Genomic DNA, 1,466 nt, shown 5'->3' on the forward strand with positions numbered 1-1,466 from the left:
CTACCCGCGTGAAGAGGCGCCCCCCTTCCCGGCCTCCCCACCCGGCCCTGCGTGGGGGCCGCGTAACTGGCGGGGATGAGCGGAGCATAAGGGAGGGTTCTGGGGGCGGGGATAAGTTTTTTGCGAAATAATGCCGCGAGCGCAGATCGTCACCCTCGGGCCTGACCCGGGGACGCTTCACTTCATTGCATCAACTCATCCACAGCCCCGATGCGGCACCCTCCCCCTCGCGGGGAGGGATGGGGTGGCGGGTGAGAGGCAGGATGTGTGACAAAGGCATCCAGCACGTAACGCACCCCCTCCGAGCTTCACTAGGCCCTTTGGGCCAAGCTCCGCTTGCCTCCCCCGTCAAGGGGAAGGTGAAGAAAGAACCGAAACCTCAATACCGCACCCCGCGCTTGGCCACGATCTCGGCGATGCGCTGCGTGTCGGCGGCATTCAGACTTCGAGCCGTGCCGCAGGCGAAAGCGCTCCGGTGGAGCGATTTTAGGGGAGAAGGCCTGGAGAGCTATGCTCGCACGGCGGCGTGTGCGCGTTGTTCCCAGGCACACAATTCGTCACCCTCGGGTCTGACCCGAGGGCGTTTTGCTCCGCGCTCTGCCGTTGAGCAAAGGACAAGGATAGAGCCCTCGGGTCAAGCCCGAGGGTGACGAGCGGTGGGGAAACAGGCGTGGTGCCTCAATACCGCACTCCGCGCTTCGCCACGATTTCGGCAATCCGCTGCGTGTCGCCGGCGCTCAGATAGCGCCCCCGCTCGAGGATTTCGAGCACATATTCCTCATAGGTCAACCCGATCAGCGCGGCACGCTGGGCGCGGAGCTTGGCGATATCGAACGGCGCGTCGAACGCCTTCTTCTTCGCCTGCGCCCATTCGAAATAGCGGCCAATGCCGTTCTTGCCCCAGGGCGGGGTGTGGGTGTCGTCATCATCGAGCGGCGGGCCGCCGTTGGAGAGGCGCGCGGTGGTCATGCGGGGAGTGTGGGGTCGGGACGGGCCGGGTGTCCAATGAAGGGTTTTTATTGGGGGGATTGGGTGGGGTTATCCGGCTTTACCACGATGAGTGCGGACGAGCTCTGAGCTTTTTCCTCAGCGCATGGTGGCCGATGAAACAACCCAAAAACGCGCTCATGCTCTTCAAACGTCAAGGAATATGGTCGCCACCCGATCTAAATGTGAAATTCTCAGGCGGAGCATTGATTCGGCTCTCAAAGAGTGGTTCGCATACTCCAAATGGGGGAAAGCATGTCCGATCCAGTTGTACCGATTGACGGAAACAAAATTGCTACGGCAATCGTGACCGATTTGACCAAAAGTTTCTTTTCGTCAGTTCGAGAAAGCGCGTCTTCCTTTCTCAGGCGGCACATCACAATCCGGCTGGAAAATTTTGAGCAGTATGTACAACGAACACATGACCGCTGTGCTTCCGTTAGGTCCTGTTGACAAAGTGGATTCCCAAATCGGCTTTG

At 60.1% G+C, this 1,466-nt stretch carries 1 protein-coding gene; it reads right to left on the reverse strand.

The genetic code is table 11. The annotated features are described in order from the left end of the window. Positions 1 to 678: 678 nt before the first annotated feature. Positions 679 to 969, reverse strand: coding sequence for a hypothetical protein (locus A3840_RS18610; protein ID WP_067460669.1), 291 nt, complete (start codon positions 967 to 969; stop codon positions 679 to 681). Positions 970 to 1,466: the final 497 nt, after the last annotated feature.

Source organism: Devosia elaeis (genome assembly GCF_001650025.1).
Lineage (GTDB): Bacteria > Pseudomonadota > Alphaproteobacteria > Rhizobiales > Devosiaceae > Devosia > Devosia elaeis.

What these genes read in the sequence shown, in the direction of transcription:
- A3840_RS18610 (WP_067460669.1), bottom strand. Translation starts at nt 969, where the DNA reads ATGACCACCGCGCGCCTCTCCAACGGCGGCCCGCCGCTCGATGATGAC.